We start from the raw sequence: 16,705 nt of genomic DNA, 5'->3' as shown, positions 1-16,705 counted from the left end.
GTATATTCATGCGTTTTCATAAACATGAAGCATTCTTAATTTATTTTATTCATCAAGCTTTGATAGCTTTAGGAGTTCTTGCAGATTATGCTTTTGGCTTTATCTACAGACTGCAACGTTTAAAAAATAATCTATAAATTTTTGGTAATGCAAAACTATAAACACATTCTTGCGTGGCTTATTATTGGGCTTGCGTTTGCAAGTTGTGAAATTCCTGAAAAACCGGATTTTAAAACTTCGCACAAAATAGAAGCCCCGATAATGTACAACAAAACATTTCAGTTCATGGGGCAGGGGAGTAATGTACTTATTGATACAACAAGTGCAGATATGGATTCCCTGTTTTCTGTGGATGGGGAAAACTTTATTACTATTTCCAAAGAGCAGGATTTCGATTTTGGAGATTTGAATGATGCCATACCTGAAGTAAATGTTGCCCCGACTTCCTTTAGCGCAACAGTAGGAGAGATTGAATTGGGTAGTTTTTCATCGGGTGGAGATACCTTGGGTTCTGCAAGTTTTGAAGATTTGACAGGAAGCAGTTCAGCAGCCTTTCCTCCGGGCACATTTATACCCGGATCAATGGGGCAAACAACTCCCCATAATATAGATATAGGAAGCAATGCTGACTATTTCGTAAGCGCTACAATCAAGAGTGGTGATTTGGAAATAACCGTTAACAATGATCTTGGTATTGATATTGATGTAATTTATTTAGATCTGAAATCTGGCAGTACTTTGGTCAGCTCAACAACAATAAACGGTGTAGCACATAATACAACTGCTTCTGGAGTATTGAACTTTAATAATGGGGATGTACTTCAGGATATTAACCTGGATGTATCTTTAGAATGGTCAGATCAGTTTACACAAGAAGAACCCAATGCATTAATTGTAGAAAGTGCGGAGGGAGTTGATTTAGTGGCTTCCCAGGTTGAAGCGGCTGTGGAATCCCAAAGTTTTGCAATGGTTAATGTCACCAACTTTGATAACAGTGAATTTATTTTTGATACTCCAAATCATTACGTGGAACTTGAGTCCGGAGAGCTTGGCATCGATGAGATCATAAACAGTATTGACATCACGGTAGAGCAAATGGTGATTTCCTTCCCGGGTATTCGATCTGCTCCTTTCAATGCGGCTGACTCTTTAGAGATTGTGTATAGCGGTTCAACTGAGATTACCCGAAACGGCGGTGCACCTGCTCGTCAAGTTGATTTGACCGGATTTAGAATTTATGCCGAAAATAATCAAATTGAATATAACATTGTAGCGACTACCGAAAATACACAGTCAGGAGCGGGTTCAGAAACGCGTGTGATTTCAGAAACCGATCAGGTTTCATCATCAGTTTCTATTAACAACATGGTAGTTAAGGAAGCCTTTGGTAAAATTGTCCCGCAAACTATTCTGCTTAGCACTGATGATCCTAATAACGGTATCGATGAGCTGGATCTATATAATGGTAACGAAGTTGAATTAACAGAGATTGATGGACTCAGTGATTTGTCAAAACAACTGGAAGGTTTGGAATTTACTCAACCGACTTTGAGTATTAATTATATTACCTCCCTTGGAGTCCCCGCCATGGTGTACGGTGCTATTCTAGGTGTTAACGGTAAAGGAGAGGCGATTTACCTTACCGGTGATGCCGGTTCTGAATTTGAGGTTACGACACAGATTGATGGGTTAAATGCAAATGGTGTATCCTTAAATAATGCACAGCTCATTAAGTTTGAAATTAATCCTGCTGCTAATAACGGGGCCGTTATTTTTGATGAAAATGGAACTAATGTTAACGAGTTTCTGAACAATCTCCCCAGTGAAATCAGATTCATTGGAAAGGCGGTGGTAAACGAAGATAATATTGAGGGATCCGTAACCACACCTATTGAGTTGAGTCCGCAGATTAGTGTTAACCTGCCACTTGCTTTCAGAACAATACAAGCAGCTACTTTTACCGATACTACTGATCAGGATTTGGAGGATATGCCTTCACCGGAAAAAGGAGATAAAAGAACTATAAAAGAGGGTCGGTTAATTATTGAATATGAGAATGGATTACCTATGGAGGTCCGTCTGAATATCGCTTTTTTGGATTCACTAAAGAATGAGTTTGACAGTATTCCTTTATCCGGTGAAAGTATCACTCTTTTAGCTTCAGGTATTGATTCAAATTCTCGTTTTGCGACCAATCCTACTTCAGGTTCACTTCAAATTGCATTAACTGAGAGTCAGCTTCGACAGCTTTACAGAACCAAATATCTGGAAATATCGGCTGAATTGCTTACAACCGATGAGAATGGTGATGGCACCGGTGATGAAGTGAAAGTTAGAACAACCGATTCAATAACATTGTCAGTCAATGCTGAATTTACCATCGAATCGGAGGTAAACTAAAATGAAGAATCTGATTATTAAGAATACTATGAAGAGAAACTTACTATTGGTGATCCTGATATTTGGAGTAACGGCTGCTTCTGCATTAGCCCAATCTCGTCACCAGACAGCTCAATCCCTTGGGATGGGAAGCGGCGGAACGGCTTATGTTGACGGATACCAGGCTAATTTTTTGAATCCCGCGAATTTGATGTTAGATATACATCGCTCCAATACCACGATTGGTTTTGCGAATATTGGGATGAATGCAGGAGGAAGCTTAGTTAATATAGCTGTTTACAATAAGTATTTAACCTCCGGTCAATTGATTGCCGGCGAAACACGTACCAATATGCTTAACGATTGGTTTGGCAGTAATCCAAATAATACACGACAATTGGCAACCACGTTGAGTGTTGCTCCTATTGGGGTCTCGCACAGGAGCTCAAAACAGGCCTTCAGCATGGCTTCCCGGGTTCGGATTACTGAAGATTTTTCGATGAATAAAGGGATGGCTGAATTATTGACGTATGGGTTGGATGCGGATAAATTCTCAACCCCGACCCCAATCAATTTTAATTCCAACATGGTGGCTTTTGCAGAAATATCCGTTGGATATGCACGCCACCTCATGAATCTTCCAAACCTTCCGTTTGCCAAAGATATCAAGCTGTTTGTGGGTGTTGCTCCCAAATATTTATACGGAGTTTATACAGCAGATCTGGATTTTAATTCAACCTTGCAAATGACACGCAGTGACGGGAGCAGCCCATTCACTATCAACCATGATTTTAACTACAGTCTTCAAACTATCGGAGAGCTATCTCGCCAGTTACGGGCGTATGAAGCTGCTTTCAGTCAAGATGAAAATGCAAAATTTGAGGACTATGTGGATTATGAGGGAGATGATCTTGGAGAAGCACAGGCTACAGGCTTTGGGGTAGATTTTGGTGCTACACTGCAAATGGATGTCTCAGCTTTGCCAATTCCTTTGTTTTTCAACAAACAAAAGACCTTGAGATTATCAATGTCGGTAACTGATTTAGGGAAATTGAGCTATGACCAGTCGGCCTCAAATGTGTATGCTGACGGTGAATTCAGTTACTCGGGCGCACAAGATGAAGACTCTTTCAACAATTTCTTCGATAACTTAGGGGACAGCCTTAAAAATGATGTGTATGGCAATTTCAATTCCGAGGATATTGATGCGGTGACGTATAATTTACCTTCCATGTATAATTTTGGAGCTTCCCTGGAGATGGGCAAACTGTTAGTAGCCTTAGATTACGGAGTTGGTTTTAATAATGCAGGAATTAATTCAACCCGGAGTGTTTTGGCTCTTGGTGCTCAGTACCACTTTTTCGGCTTTTTACCTGTTCGTGCCGGAACCCGAATTGGGGGATATTCCTCTGCGGCTTACTCTGCAGGAATTGGACTCGATTTTAATTTCCTTGAGTTTACAGTTGGAGCTTCAACGGTGGGTAATTCTGAAAACAATGGATCTTCAGTTGGCGCAGCCTGGAGTGGTATTGTGATCCGTTTTTAAAATTGCCAAATAAAAGATTTTCATAAAGCCCGTTATAAAATCGGATGTTTTCCGTACTTGTAACGGGCTTTATTATATTATTACATAGGTAGGGCATAAGGATGGAGCAATCCTTTAGGCTCCAGGTACACAATGATAAAAAATACTGTGATTGAATCAGTTATTCTAAATGATTTTTAGAATAACTGATTTGAACTCCGGCTTCTTTCATTTCTTCCATAGCTGTTTCAACCGAACCCTCAATATCGATGCCTCTGACAGCATCTTCAATCAGGGTTACTTTGTAACCTAATTTTAAGGCATCAAGTACGGTCCATTTCACACAGAAATCAGTGGCCAGTCCTGTAATTACAAGTTCGTTCACATTTCTTTCTTGTAAATATCCGTTCAGACCTGTTACCGTTTCTTGATCGTTTTCAAAAAAGGCTGAATAAGAGTCGATGTGTCTTCGGAATCCTTTGCGCACAATGAGTTGAGAAGGTTTCGTATTTAAGTCGGGATGAAATTGAGCACCTTTTGTTCCTTGCACACAATGATCGGGCCAAAGTACCTGTTCTCCATAATCCATTTCAGTTGTATCAAATGGATTTTTACCGTCATGGTTAGAGGCAAAAGAAAGGTGATCTTTGGGGTGCCAATCCTGTGTTTGAACAACACAGTCAAATGATTTTGTAAGCTCATTTATGGGTTTAATAACTTTGTCACCGCCGGGAACGGCCAGCGCTCCTCCCGGGCAAAAGTCATTTTGAACATCTACGATTACTAATGCTTTCATAGAACTATGCATTTTTGATGAGTTCGATTTTCAATTCACGCAATTTCTTGCTCAATCCCACTTTATACACGTGGGGATTATCAAAGCGTTTATGCTCGCCATTTAGTTTCGAAAGACGTTCACGCGCATAGTCGGCACTTTCTTGAACAGAAGGGATCGGAACACACACCTCTCCTTTATCAACGACTTTTTGTAACAGTTCTTCAGATTCTAAATGAGCAACAGCTGTAGATCTGTGTGAGATATATGGGTGATAAATGGCATCAGGTTCAGATTCACTTTCAAGAGCAACGCCATCACTGTAAAATGAACCGTCTTTATTAAAATATCGAATAATTTTTTTTGAACCGGGTAAGGTGATTTTCTCTTCATTTTCAGAAATCTTCAAAGTGGGACTTCCGTTGATGGCGCTCAATTTATACACACCGTCCAAAGCCGGATCATCAAATGCTGTTACCAGTTTTGTGCCCACCCCAAATAAATCGATAGGTGCTCCTTGGTCCAGCAAACTCTTAATGAGATACTCATCCAACTGGTTAGAAGCTGCAATTTTTACATACTCCAGTCCGGCTTCATCCAGCATCCTTCTGCTTTGACGTGCAAAATAGGCCAAATCACCGCTGTCTAATCGTATGCCAATAAGCTTATGGCCTTTTTTTTCAAGCTCTTTGGCCACTTTGATTGCATTTGGAATTCCTTGCTTTAAGGTGTTATAGGTATCTACCAAAAGGATGGAGGCTTCCGGATAATATTTTGCATAGGTTCGGAAGGCCGTGAGTTCATCTTCGAAAGATTGCACCCATGAATGGGCCATGGTCCCATTAATAGGGATATTATTAAGCTTACCCGCCAAAACATTTGAAGTGCCCTGCATACCCCCGACGATCGCTGCTTTAGAAGCTTGCAAACCACCGAGTCCCTGAGATCTTCGTAAACCAAAATCGACGGCAGATTTCTCTCCGGCTGCTTGCTTGATACGGGATGCCTTAGTGGCTATCAGAGAGGAAAAATTTAAGGTATTAAGCAGAACTGTTTCCAGAATCTGAGTTTCGAGTACGGTTCCTTCAACTCTCAGAACCGGTTCATTCGGGAACACCGTTTCCCCTTCTTTTACGGAGTAAACGTTGCCTTTAAAACGGAAGTCTTTGAGATATTTCAGAAAGTCATCTTTGAAACCTTCTGATTTCAGGTATTCGATTTCATCGGGGTGGAACCGAAAATTTTGAATGATTTCAAGCAGATCGCCCAAACCGGAAAAAATAACATAACCGCCTTCAAACGGCAGTTTTCGAAAGAAATAATCAAAATTAGCTATTTGTTTATAGCGGCCGGAAAGAAAATATCCCTGGGCCATAGTCAATTCGTAGAGGTCGGTGTAGAGAGCTGGTTTTTCTAAAATCATGCCTGTAAAATATAAAGGCTTTCCGAGAATCAGAAAGCCTTTATTTAATGTCTATAATGAAATTTATCCTCCTGTAAGAAAAATGAATACCCTGGGGTAAAAGAGGTTAAATCCGGCCTTATTTATGATTATCTTAGTTGCCATTAAAAAAATATCCAACACATTATTTAAGATGTGGTGAAATTTAAACTTCAAACAATTTACGTGAATAATAACCGATTGTTATATTGCATTTTAGGGTCAATGATTTTTGTTGCGTTGGTTTCTTGTGCAACTCCAATTGCCCCAACAGGTGGACCTGCTGACCGGGAGGGACCTGTTCTTGAATTTACGACCCCTGAAACCGGGACGACTAATTTTAAAGGCAGGGTTTTTGAGTTTCAATTTGATGAGTTTGTAAATCGGTCGACTGTTAGACAAGCTATTACCGTGGAACCGGATTTGGGTATCAATTATGATATTTCATGGAAAAGAAAAAAACTAATTGTAGAGTTTGAGGATTCATTTCCGGATTCTACAACCGTAATTCTGAAACTCGGCACAAATATTTCAGATACCAGAAGTAATAAAATAGCCAGTCCAATTGCCTTGGCGATTTCAACCGGAGATGAAATAGACAGCGGGGAAATAACAGGAAAAATATTAACGGCCGGTAATGGCAGAGGTGCTGCTGACCAAAGGGTATTATTATACCGCGAGCCCATAGATTTAACAAAAAGGGCTACTTATCAGGCACAAACAGATACTTCCGGTGCGTTCAAATTTTCATATCTGTCCGAAGGGAACTATAAACCCGTATTGGTAGATGACAGAAACAGAAATAAAATCTGGGACCGGGAAATTGAGTCGGCATATCCGTTTTACAGGGATACTGTAAGACTTGAAAAAGAATCAGCTGACACCTTAGATGTTTTATATACTGCTCAAATAGACTCTACGGTTCCGGAACTGCAAGGTGTAGGTTTATTTTCCATAAATCGTATGAGGCTAAGGTTTAGCGAGAGTATTAAGGTTCAAGACAATACCCGCTTCGAAATCACAGATTCTTTGGGTAATCAATACTCAACAGCTTATCCGTTGTATATTTCCCCGAAAGAGAGATTTGTATTATTTACGCAGAGTGAAGCACCGCTTGAAGAGGGACAGTCCTTTATGATAAATCCGGAGGGGGTTACTGATTTGAGTGACAACCCTGTTGATACTGAGCCGTTTAGTTTTACCGGAACGGCTCAGGAAGACACCACAAACCAGCGAATTATAACAGCAAATGGTGAAAACGGACTCTCACAAACGGATCCATTTATTGTTACTTATGCAGCGCCTATAATACAAAATGAAATTACTGATTCACTTGTTGTTATTGAAGGGACAGTGGATTTTGACGACTGGCCGGAAATAGTGACGGATCAAAATCGATTAATTGTTAACCCTCAGGAAGAATGGATTGAAGGTGTTGAATATCAGTTTCTGGCTTGGAATCCGGCTACGCAGAGAAGAAAGATGTTTGAACCCGAGGTATGGGATTCTACCGAATATGGAGAATTGGAAATATACGTTAACAATGTCGATTCGTTTATGACTCATTTTGCAAGAGTACTTGGGCCGGAAGGGCAAGAAGTGCAATCCGTGAAATTCAATGCTGAAACAACTATTTCAGATTTACCTCCTCTTAATTATACTTTGATTTTATTCCGGGATGAAAACGGAAATGAACGATGGGATCGCGGATCAGTAATCCCTTATCGCATGCCTGAACGCTATTACGTACAAAGAGGTATTCGAGTACAAGAAGGTTTTACCTCCGAAGTAAATATTACATTTGAATGACTATGAAAGAATTATTTAGCACATACATTGATGAAATTTGGCATTTACCCTTATTGATTGGCTTCATCTTTTTGATGACCATTATCGTAGCTTCTTTAACTTCCCGTGTTTTTAATGCACTTATTCAAAGGAATAAGGAAGCGGAAGACCATGGAGATGTAACCAGTTTAATATTTTTTAAACGTTCGGTTGTAGTACTTACTTACATTGCGGGTTTAAGTTTTGCCATGTATATGATCCCCCCGCTTCGCATTATTGGAGGGTCTTTATTAGCCGGGGCTGGTTTATTAGCTGTAGCGGTTGGTTTTGCTTCTCAAGCTGCACTTTCAAATGTGATTGGTGGCTTATTTATTGTGCTCTTCAAACCATATAAAATCTCGGATCGAATTCAGGTCCGGACCGATTTGTCGGGAGTAGTAGAAGACATTAACCTCCGTCACACGGTGATCCGAAATTTTGAAAACAAACGAATTATTATCCCTAATTCTGTTATCAGCAATGAGGTATTGGTCAATTCAAATTACGAAGACAACAAGATTTGTAAATGGATTGATATGGGAATAAGTTATGATTCCGATGTGGATAAGGCGAAAGCGATTATGAAAGAGGAAGTCCTTAAGCACCCATTATTTATTGATAACAGAACCGAAGAAGAAAAAGAAGCCGGAGAAGAGATAGTACCGGTTAGAGTCATAATGATGGGGGAATCATCCGTGAATTTACGCGCCTGGAGTTGGGCTGAAGACCCTCCGTCAGCATTTTTAATGGGTTGTGATTTACTTGAAAGCATAAAAAAACGTTTTGATGCTGAAGGAATTGAAATTCCTTTCCCACACAGAACGTTGGTATATAAAAACCCCAAGCCGGATTCCGCTGAAGATATACTGTAATTGGTATTGATACAGTAGGGGCGTCTTGCAATACGCCCCTACTGTATATTAATCGTAATCAAACATCGATAATCCCTGATCAAATCCTTATCTTGTGGAACCGCTTCCAAACATTAAGTCATTAAGTTTATGTCGGCAACAACAAAATTAACATCAGCGAAGAAGGAAACTGTAAAGTCTAACAGTACTAAGGCCGTACAGGAGCCCTATCAGTCTAAGCATAAAATACGTTTTGTAACAGCTGCCAGCTTGTTCGACGGCCATGATGCCAGCATTAACATTATGCGGCGCATTTTACAGAGCAGCGGGGCCGAAGTGATTCACTTAGGGCATAATCGCTCGGTACATGAAATTGTAAACTGTGCCATTCAGGAAGATGCCCAAGGTATTGCCATCAGTTCTTACCAGGGCGGTCATGTTGAGTACTTCAAATATATGATTGAATTGCTTGAAGAACACGGAGCCGGACATATTAAAGTTTTTGGCGGCGGTGGCGGTGTGATTGTGGAAGATGAAATTGAAGATCTTCACAATGCCGGCGTAACCCGAATTTTTTCGGTAGATGACGGAAGCGAAATGGGGCTTCAGGGGATGATTAATTTCATGCTGAAAGAATGTGATTTTGATCCTTTGACGATAGCCAAGCCGGATTATAAGAAAGTAATCAAACGTGATACCATCGCATTGGCACGCTCCCTTACCGCCATCGAAAATGAAAAAGAGGATGTGCTGTCTTATAAAGAAGGCAAGCTGTTTGATGGTAAGGGCAATGAAATTGAGATCGGTTCAAAGACTATTCCCCTGGTTGGGATTACGGGAACAGGGGGAGCCGGAAAAAGTTCTTTAACGGATGAACTTGTCCGCAGGTTTTTAACTGAATTTGAAGACTTGAGCATCGGAATCATATCTGTGGACCCCTCCAAAGTAAAAACAGGAGGAGCTTTGCTGGGCGACCGCATTCGCATGAATAGTATTGATACGGATCGGGTGTATATGCGCAGTATGGCTACAAGAGCTTCAAATCGAGCCACCAGTAAAGGACTACTTGGAGCCATTGAGTTATATAAAGCTGCCGGGTTTGATCTAATTATTGTAGAAACCAGTGGTATTGGACAAAGTGGAACTGAGATTGTTGATATCACAGACATTCCTCTTTATGTGATGACCAGTGAATATGGAGCAGCCACCCAATTGGAAAAAATCAATATGCTGGATTTAGCAGATTTGGTTGTTCTGAATAAATTTGAGAAAAAAGGATCATTGGATGCCCTGAGAGATATTCGCAAGCAAATGATACGAAATACCGGTTCATGGCACGCCAAACAAGAAGACATGCCGGTCTATCCAACCATTGCAGCTCAGTTTAATGATGAAGGTGTGAACCGTTTGTTTAAAGCGTTGGTAGATAAGATTAATGACCATTATGAGATTGGCTGGGAGACAAAACTATATACAAATCCCGAACCTGCTGAAGACATACAGTCTCAAGCTATTATTCCCGGGAAAAGAGTCCGCTATTTATCAGAGATTTCTGAAACAGTAAGGGGTTACCATGAGTGGGTGGAGGAACAAGTGGAGGCCGCTTCTAAATTAGATCAGGTTTCCGGAACCATCGATCAGCTCGAAAGCTGGAATCCCGATGAAAAATCGGTGATGCAAGAAAACCTGACTAAGATGAGGGAGCACTGGCTGTCGAAGCTTGATATACTTCCCAAAAAGATTTTAGAAGGGTGGGATGAACTGTATGAAGAGTATCAGCAAGATGAGTTTGAAGTTAAAATTCGTGGGAAGGTATTTAAAAATAAATTATACCGGGAATCTCTAAGTGGGTTGAAGATCCCGCGAGTGGCCCTACCGAAAACCAAAAGCAAAGGTGACCAGCTTAAGTTTGCACTCAAAGAGAATCTGCCGGGCTATTTTCCATATACTGCCGGCGTTTTCCCTTTCAAAAGGGAAGGAGAAGACCCTACCCGAATGTTCGCAGGCGAAGGAACCCCGGAGCGAACCAACAAAAGATTTCACTATGTAAGTGAGGGAATGCCCGCAGCCCGGCTTTCAACTGCTTTTGATTCAGTAACGCTTTACGGGGAAGACCCCGGTTATCGTCCGGATATTTATGGGAAAATCGGGAACTCCGGAGTTAGTATTTGTACACTGGACGACATGAAGAAGCTGTATTCCGGGTTTGAGCTTACTTCCCCGAAAACTTCTGTCTCTATGACCATCAACGGTCCGGCGCCCATGATTTTAGCTATGTTCATGAATACGGCTATTGACCAGGAAGTGGAGCGGTATTTGAAGAATGAAGGAAAGTGGGAGCAAGCTCAGAAGAAGATCAAAGCCTACTTCAAAGAACGCGGGGTTAAGCAGCCTGATTACGTGGGTGAAATCCCGGCCGGCAGCGATGAATTTGGTTTGGCTACCTTAGGCATTTCAGGAGATCATCTTTTGCCTAAAGAAACCTATGAGAAAATTAAAGAAGATACACTTTCTGTGGTACGCGGTACCGTTCAGGCAGATATTTTGAAAGAGGACCAGGCACAAAACACGTGTATTTTCTCCACGGAATTTGCGCTTAAAATGATGGGGGATATCCAAACCTATTTCACCGAGCATAACGTCCGCAATTATTATTCGGTTTCTATCTCCGGATATCACATTGCCGAGGCCGGTGCGAACCCAATTACACAGGCAGCATTCACCCTTGCCAATGGATTTACCTTTGTGGAATATTACCTGGCCCGGGGACTGGATGTGGACGATTTTGCCCATAACCTTTCGTTCTTTTTCAGTAACGGCCTTGACCCTGAATATGCAGTTATCGGCCGGGTTGCACGCCGCATTTGGGCCGTAGCGATGAAGAATAAGTATGAAGGCAGCAAGCGTTCTCAAAAACTTAAATATCACATTCAAACCAGCGGGCGTTCTTTGCATGCGCAGGAAATTCAGTTCAATGATATACGCACCACCTTGCAGGCATTATTGGCGATTTATGATAATTGTAACTCTTTGCACACCAATGCCTACGATGAAGCAATTACAACCCCGACTGAGGAGTCGGTGCGCCGCGCTTTAGCCATCCAGATGATTATTAACAAAGAGATGGGGACGGCCAAGAATGAGAACATCAACCAGGGGTCTTATTTTATTGAGGAACTGACTGATCTGGTGGAGGAAGCCATTCTTACTGAATTCGATCGCATTACTGAGCGCGGGGGGGTTTTGGGTGCGATGGAAAGTATGTATCAGCGGGGTAAGATTCAGGATGAGAGCTTGTATTATGAGTCTAAGAAACACAGCGGTGAGCTCCCGATTATCGGGGTGAATACCTTCCTGAATGAAAAGAAAGATGAGATTGAGCAAAAACCGGTTGACCTCATTCGTTCTACCGAAGAAGAAAAACGGCAGCAGATCGAAAATCTGGAGCAGTTCTGGAAACGCAATGAAAAAGATGCAAAACAGGCTATAGAACGACTCAAAGAGGTAGCCCGCAATAACGGCAATCTCTTTGAAGAACTGATGGAAACGGTGAAGGTAGCTTCACTTGGTCAGATATCTCATGCCTTGTATGAAGTGGGTGGGCAGTATCGGCGTAACATGTGATCACAGATTTGTGGGATTTTGGGATTGCACAGAGATCCTTTAAGTCTTGAGCGAAGCGGAGACGGAAAGTTGGTGAATAGGAAGTCTCTGACTTCCATTAGGGTAATTTCCTGCTAAAATTCACGTTTAGCACTTTTTACCGAAATTTCTATCTTCTCGCATGAAAAAATTAATCAGTCTGCTTGTTCTATTTTTAGTCGCTCAATCAACCGCCATGGCTCAGTCGCCCAGGGAAGGGAGTTGGAAGGGAGTCATCGTCTATTCAAATGCAGAAATTCCTTTTACCTTTGAGGTGGTCTATCCTGAAAACGCGGGTGCACCTATACTAACTTTTATTAATGGAAAAGACCGGGCATCCCTGGAGGCTATACAACGAAATGACAGCTTGATCATCCCTATGTTTGCCTTTGATATCACCCTCAGCATGGCAATCGGAGAAAAGAAAATGCAGGGTGAGCTGGTCAAACATTACAGCAACAAAAGCTATTCTTTTGAAGCTGAATATGGGTTACCCAGATACGATATAGAAGAAGAAAATGATCCGGTTCAGATTGGCTCGAAGTGGAGTATGAAGGTGAATGTTGGTACTCAAAACGAATATCCGGCAGTGGCTTTATTTGAACAGGATGGCAATAAAGTGACGGGGACCATCATGACGGAGGTTAGTGATTATCGATTTTTTGAAGGGAAAATTGAAGGCAATGAAATAGAGATGTCGACATTTGACGGGGTTCATTCCTTTTTATTTAAGGGTACCCGGGAGAATGGTAAATGGAAGGGAGAGCTGGTTTTAGATGACGGTTATTCCAGAAAATGGGAGGCAGAATATGATGAAAATGCAAGCTTAACAGATCCGTTTGAGGTGGTAGATTTGGAGGGGAAGCAGGTTAAACCTGATTTTGAAAAGTTAACTGCTTTATCCGGTGAGGGTATTATTGCGGACTCCTATAAAGGCAAAGTGCTGATCATTCAGATTATGGGGACCTGGTGTTCAAACAGTCAGGATCAAACACGCTATTTGACAGACTGGTACGAAGAGAACAGAGACCGGGGAGTAGAAATATTGGCTGTGAACTATGAAGCGAATTATTCACCGGAATACGGTCAGAGCCGAATTAAAACTTACAAAGAGCGTCTCGGTATACATTATCCCATGATACTGGGCGGGGAGTTGAATAAGAAATTAGCTGCAGATGCATTTCCATTTATTGACCGTATCATGGCTTTCCCTACTTTGGTATTTGTGGGTAAAGAGGGATATGCCAGATATGTTCACAGCTATTTTACGGGACCGGCCACCGTGGAATATTATGAAGGTTTTAAGCGGCGTTTTAATACTATTGTGGATGAACTGACTTCAGAGTAAAGTCATCAAAATAAAAAAGGCCTCCAAGAGGCCTTTTGGTACAGTAATAAATAGTCAGTTGTCTAATTGATGGCGGCAAGCATTCCTTTCAAGCGTTGAGCTTCAGCTAATCTATCGCTCTGAGGGTATTCATCAATAATCTTGCTCACTAATTCATCAGCGCGATCATAATTCTCAGCTTTGTAGTAAGCCTGAGCTGCTTCATATAGGTTAGAAGGAGTGGTTACATCATTTACGTTCCAGTTGGCGGCCTGGATAAATTTTTCGCCCGCGGCGGTATAATTTTCATTAGCCAAATGAATTTTCGCATGGAAAACAAGCGGTCCTACTCCCAAAATGCCTTCGGGAACATCAAAGTTTTCGATATACATAAGGGCATTTTCTAAATCTCCCAGTTCAAAACTGGATACAGCCGCATAATAGTTGGCAATGTTCCCGGCATTCGTCCATGGAAATTCTTCGGCTATTTGATCAAAGCCGTAGGTAAGTTCAAATTCATTCCCATACAGGGCATTTTCATAATCTCCCTGTGCATAATAGTTTTCTGCAATGGCCAGAAGTTCCTGGGCTTGATTTTCCTGAGAAGACGAATAGTAGTTGTATCCAAAAATACCTCCTATAAGTATGATCACTGCAATAGCGATAGAGGTAATCCGGGTTCTGTTTTGTTGATAATAGTTGGCTAATCGATTGTAATTCTCAATTAACGGATCGGTTTCTAATTCTTCTTTTGAAAGCCTTTTAGACATATTTTTTTATTTGAAATAGCTGTGATTTTAAGAGTGTAAAAATAGGACTGTTTTGGGACTTACCAAAACACTAAAGTGATTCTAAAACTCCTTTTTTCAACTCTAATATGCGATCTGAGCGACCGGCAATTTCTTTTTCGTGAGTAATGAGCAAAACCGAGACTCCCATGGCTTCCCGAAGCTCAAATAAAAGATCCAGGATAATATCTGTATTGTCCTGATCTAAATTTCCGGTGGGCTCATCAGCAAGTATAATTCGAGGGTTGTTCATAAGAGCTCTTGCCATCGATACCCGCTGTTGTTCACCCCCGGAAAGCTGGGTAGGGCGGTGACCCTTTCGTGCTTCTACACCAAAAAGGCCTAATAATTCTTCAGCCCGATCAAAAGCTTCTTTTGAAGAAGTGCCTGCAATAAGTCCGGGCATTGCTACATTCTCAAGAGCGGTAAACTCCGGAAGCAAATGGTGAAACTGAAACACGAAACCTATATATGTATTTCTAAACGCAGCAAGGTCATCGGGTTTATATTCAGTGATATTCTTTCCATCCCAAAAAACATCCCCTTTATCAGCCCGGTCCAACCCTCCGAGAATATGAAGCAAGGTACTTTTACCGCTTCCACTGGATCCAATGATAGAAGTGATACTGCCTTCCGCAACTTCCAGGTTCATTCCCTGAAGAACATGCAGCTCGTCTTTATCAGGACCTGCAGGAAAGCTTTTATGAAGATTTTTGGCTTCGAGAACTATTTTTGAATTTTCCATCATTCAGCAGACGAATTGTTTAGTCCGGGATAGGTGATGGGCTCGATATGCACGCATTTCCCTGTTTCCGTATCTATTTTCGCAAAAGCCCCGCAAAGCTGATTATCTCCTTTGGCTGCTTTGTATTTTTGATGAACCCCGGTCATGAATCGTTTAATGGATACTTTTTTATCCATTCCAATAACAGAGTCGAATGAACCGGTCATGCCCGCATCGGTCAGGTATCCCAGGCCCTGAGGTAAAATTCGTGCATCATTGGTTTGAACATGGGTATGTGTACCCACCATAACAGACGCTTTTCCATCTATATGCCAGCCCATAGACATTTTTTCAGCGGTGGCTTCAGCGTGAAAATCTACAAATATAATATTGGTTTCTTCCTTTATCTTTTCCAGCGCCCATTCTGCCGCAGTAAAAGGATCGTCAATGGCCTTCATAAAAGTACGGCCCTGTAAATTTAAAACCCCGATTTTGAGATCTTTTCCGGGCACAGGATAAATACTAAAGCCCAATCCGGCATTTCCTTTGGGGTAATTAAGAGGGCGCAGGATATGGTTATGTTCACGCATGTAGTCAAACACTTTCCATTTATCGAAGGAATGATCGCCGCCGGTTACTACATGCACACCGAGATTCAGTAAATTTTTGATAATTGTACGATTGGTGCCAAAGCCCTCGTGGGAATTTTCGGCATTGGCAATTACAAAATCGGCATCATATTTCTTAATCAAGCTGGGCAGAAAAGTATTTGTCATTTCGATGCCGGGATCTCCAACAATATCTCCTACAAAAAAAATGCTGACGGTATCAGCCAAAGCGAACTCCTGTAATTTAATTGGGTTTATTTACTATTCTTTGATTTCTGTCAACAGTCTTTCCAGGCTGTGATTTATACGCTCCATCAAAACTTCTTCGTTATTCTCCAGTTCACTGTTTGCATTTCTGACTTCAAATAATTCTTCTGCAATACTAAGCGCCGCCAATACCATTACCGTTGACTCCGGTTGTTTTACCAGCTGCTGTCGGTATGTCTTAAACCGATCGTCCACAAACTTACAGATTCTGATCATGGCTTCTTCTTCATGATCTTCAACCTTTAAAGGGTACTGCTTGCCAAGAATAGTAACTTTAATTGATTTCATGAGTCAGCCCCCAGGTGGTGGTCTATTTTAGAAATGAGGCCTTGTACGTGCTGGCGTAGAGCAAGCCGCTCACTTTCGCTGATGGCCGAGAAGATATCGGTTTGTTTCTCGTGTTCTTCTTCCAGTTTGGCCTTCAGTTTGGCATTGTCTCGTTTCAGTTCACGAATTTCTTGTTTCAGGCTGTTAACTTCAGTACCCACTTCATCCAGAAGCTGCCTGAACTTGTCGCTTTGTTGTGCAAGTTTATTCATAACTCTACAGGT

The 16,705-nt window shown here is 41.5% G+C and carries 13 protein-coding genes; 6 read left to right on the top strand and 7 right to left on the bottom strand.

The annotated features are described in order from the left end of the window. Positions 1-147 precede the first annotated feature (147 nt). Both HUJ22_RS05360 and HUJ22_RS05355 read left to right on the top strand, forming a co-directional pair. Positions 148-2,400, top strand: coding sequence for a hypothetical protein (locus HUJ22_RS05360; RefSeq protein WP_290874982.1), 2,253 nt, complete (start codon positions 148-150; stop codon positions 2,398-2,400). A gap of 28 nt (positions 2,401-2,428) precedes the next feature. Beyond that, positions 2,429-3,925, top strand: coding sequence for a DUF5723 family protein (locus tag HUJ22_RS05355; protein ID WP_290874980.1), 1,497 nt, complete (start codon positions 2,429-2,431; stop codon positions 3,923-3,925). A gap of 160 nt (positions 3,926-4,085) precedes the next feature. Here HUJ22_RS05355 and pncA read toward each other — a convergent pair whose 3' ends face one another. Together pncA and HUJ22_RS05345 are read right to left on the bottom strand one after the other, a co-directional pair. Then, positions 4,086-4,700, bottom strand: coding sequence for a bifunctional nicotinamidase/pyrazinamidase (pncA, locus tag HUJ22_RS05350; protein ID WP_290874978.1), 615 nt, complete (start codon positions 4,698-4,700; stop codon positions 4,086-4,088). A gap of 4 nt (positions 4,701-4,704) precedes the next feature. Continuing rightward, positions 4,705-6,102, bottom strand: coding sequence for a nicotinate phosphoribosyltransferase (locus tag HUJ22_RS05345; protein ID WP_290874976.1), 1,398 nt, complete (start codon positions 6,100-6,102; stop codon positions 4,705-4,707). Positions 6,103-6,345: 243 nt separating this feature from the next. Between HUJ22_RS05345 and HUJ22_RS05340 the strand changes: the two genes are divergently transcribed. The 4 genes from HUJ22_RS05340 to HUJ22_RS05325 all read left to right on the top strand — a co-directional run bounded on the left by HUJ22_RS05340 (position 6,346) and on the right by HUJ22_RS05325 (position 13,788). Then, positions 6,346-7,929, top strand: coding sequence for an Ig-like domain-containing protein (locus tag HUJ22_RS05340; protein WP_290874974.1), 1,584 nt, complete (start codon positions 6,346-6,348; stop codon positions 7,927-7,929). Between the two features lie 2 nt (positions 7,930-7,931). Next, the gene (locus HUJ22_RS05335; protein WP_290874972.1) at positions 7,932-8,819 is read left to right on the top strand and encodes a mechanosensitive ion channel family protein; all 888 of its coding nucleotides are present in this window, start codon (positions 7,932-7,934) and stop codon (positions 8,817-8,819) included. A gap of 129 nt (positions 8,820-8,948) precedes the next feature. Further along, positions 8,949-12,422 carry a methylmalonyl-CoA mutase family protein gene (locus tag HUJ22_RS05330; protein ID WP_290874970.1) on the top strand — a complete coding sequence of 1,158 codons (3,474 nt, stop codon included), beginning with the start codon at positions 8,949-8,951 and terminating at the stop codon, positions 12,420-12,422. Between the two features lie 160 nt (positions 12,423-12,582). After that, positions 12,583-13,788 carry a TlpA disulfide reductase family protein gene (locus HUJ22_RS05325; protein WP_290874968.1) on the top strand — a complete coding sequence of 402 codons (1,206 nt, stop codon included), beginning with the start codon at positions 12,583-12,585 and terminating at the stop codon, positions 13,786-13,788. 62 nt (positions 13,789-13,850) lie between these two features. On the opposite strand, the gene HUJ22_RS05320 is transcribed toward HUJ22_RS05325, so the two are convergent. The 5 genes from HUJ22_RS05320 to HUJ22_RS05300 all read right to left on the bottom strand — a co-directional run bounded on the left by HUJ22_RS05320 (position 13,851) and on the right by HUJ22_RS05300 (position 16,693). After that, the gene (locus HUJ22_RS05320) at positions 13,851-14,537 is read right to left on the bottom strand and encodes a tetratricopeptide repeat protein (RefSeq protein WP_290874966.1); all 687 of its coding nucleotides are present in this window, start codon (positions 14,535-14,537) and stop codon (positions 13,851-13,853) included. 70 nt (positions 14,538-14,607) lie between these two features. Further along, positions 14,608-15,300 carry an ABC transporter ATP-binding protein gene (locus HUJ22_RS05315; protein WP_366871013.1) on the bottom strand — a complete coding sequence of 231 codons (693 nt, stop codon included), beginning with the start codon at positions 15,298-15,300 and terminating at the stop codon, positions 14,608-14,610. Continuing rightward, positions 15,300-16,115 (bottom strand): TIGR00282 family metallophosphoesterase, encoded by an 816-nt coding sequence (locus tag HUJ22_RS05310; protein WP_290874962.1) that lies wholly within the window; start codon positions 16,113-16,115, stop codon positions 15,300-15,302. The genes HUJ22_RS05315 and HUJ22_RS05310 overlap by 1 nt, the downstream gene beginning before the upstream one ends. Before the next feature lie 33 nt (positions 16,116-16,148). Beyond that, positions 16,149-16,442, bottom strand: a complete 294-nt coding sequence (locus HUJ22_RS05305) for a cell division protein ZapA (RefSeq protein ID WP_290874959.1) — start codon at positions 16,440-16,442, stop codon at positions 16,149-16,151. Then, positions 16,439-16,693: a hypothetical protein gene (locus HUJ22_RS05300; protein ID WP_290874957.1), complete on the bottom strand. Its 255-nt coding sequence runs from the start codon at positions 16,691-16,693 to the stop codon at positions 16,439-16,441. Before HUJ22_RS05300 ends, HUJ22_RS05305 begins: the two co-directional genes overlap by 4 nt. Positions 16,694-16,705 lie beyond the last annotated feature (12 nt).

Source organism: Gracilimonas sp., assembly GCF_014762685.1.
Lineage (GTDB): Bacteria > Bacteroidota > Rhodothermia > Balneolales > Balneolaceae > Gracilimonas.
This window is presented reverse-complemented; position numbering and strand designations above follow the sequence as displayed.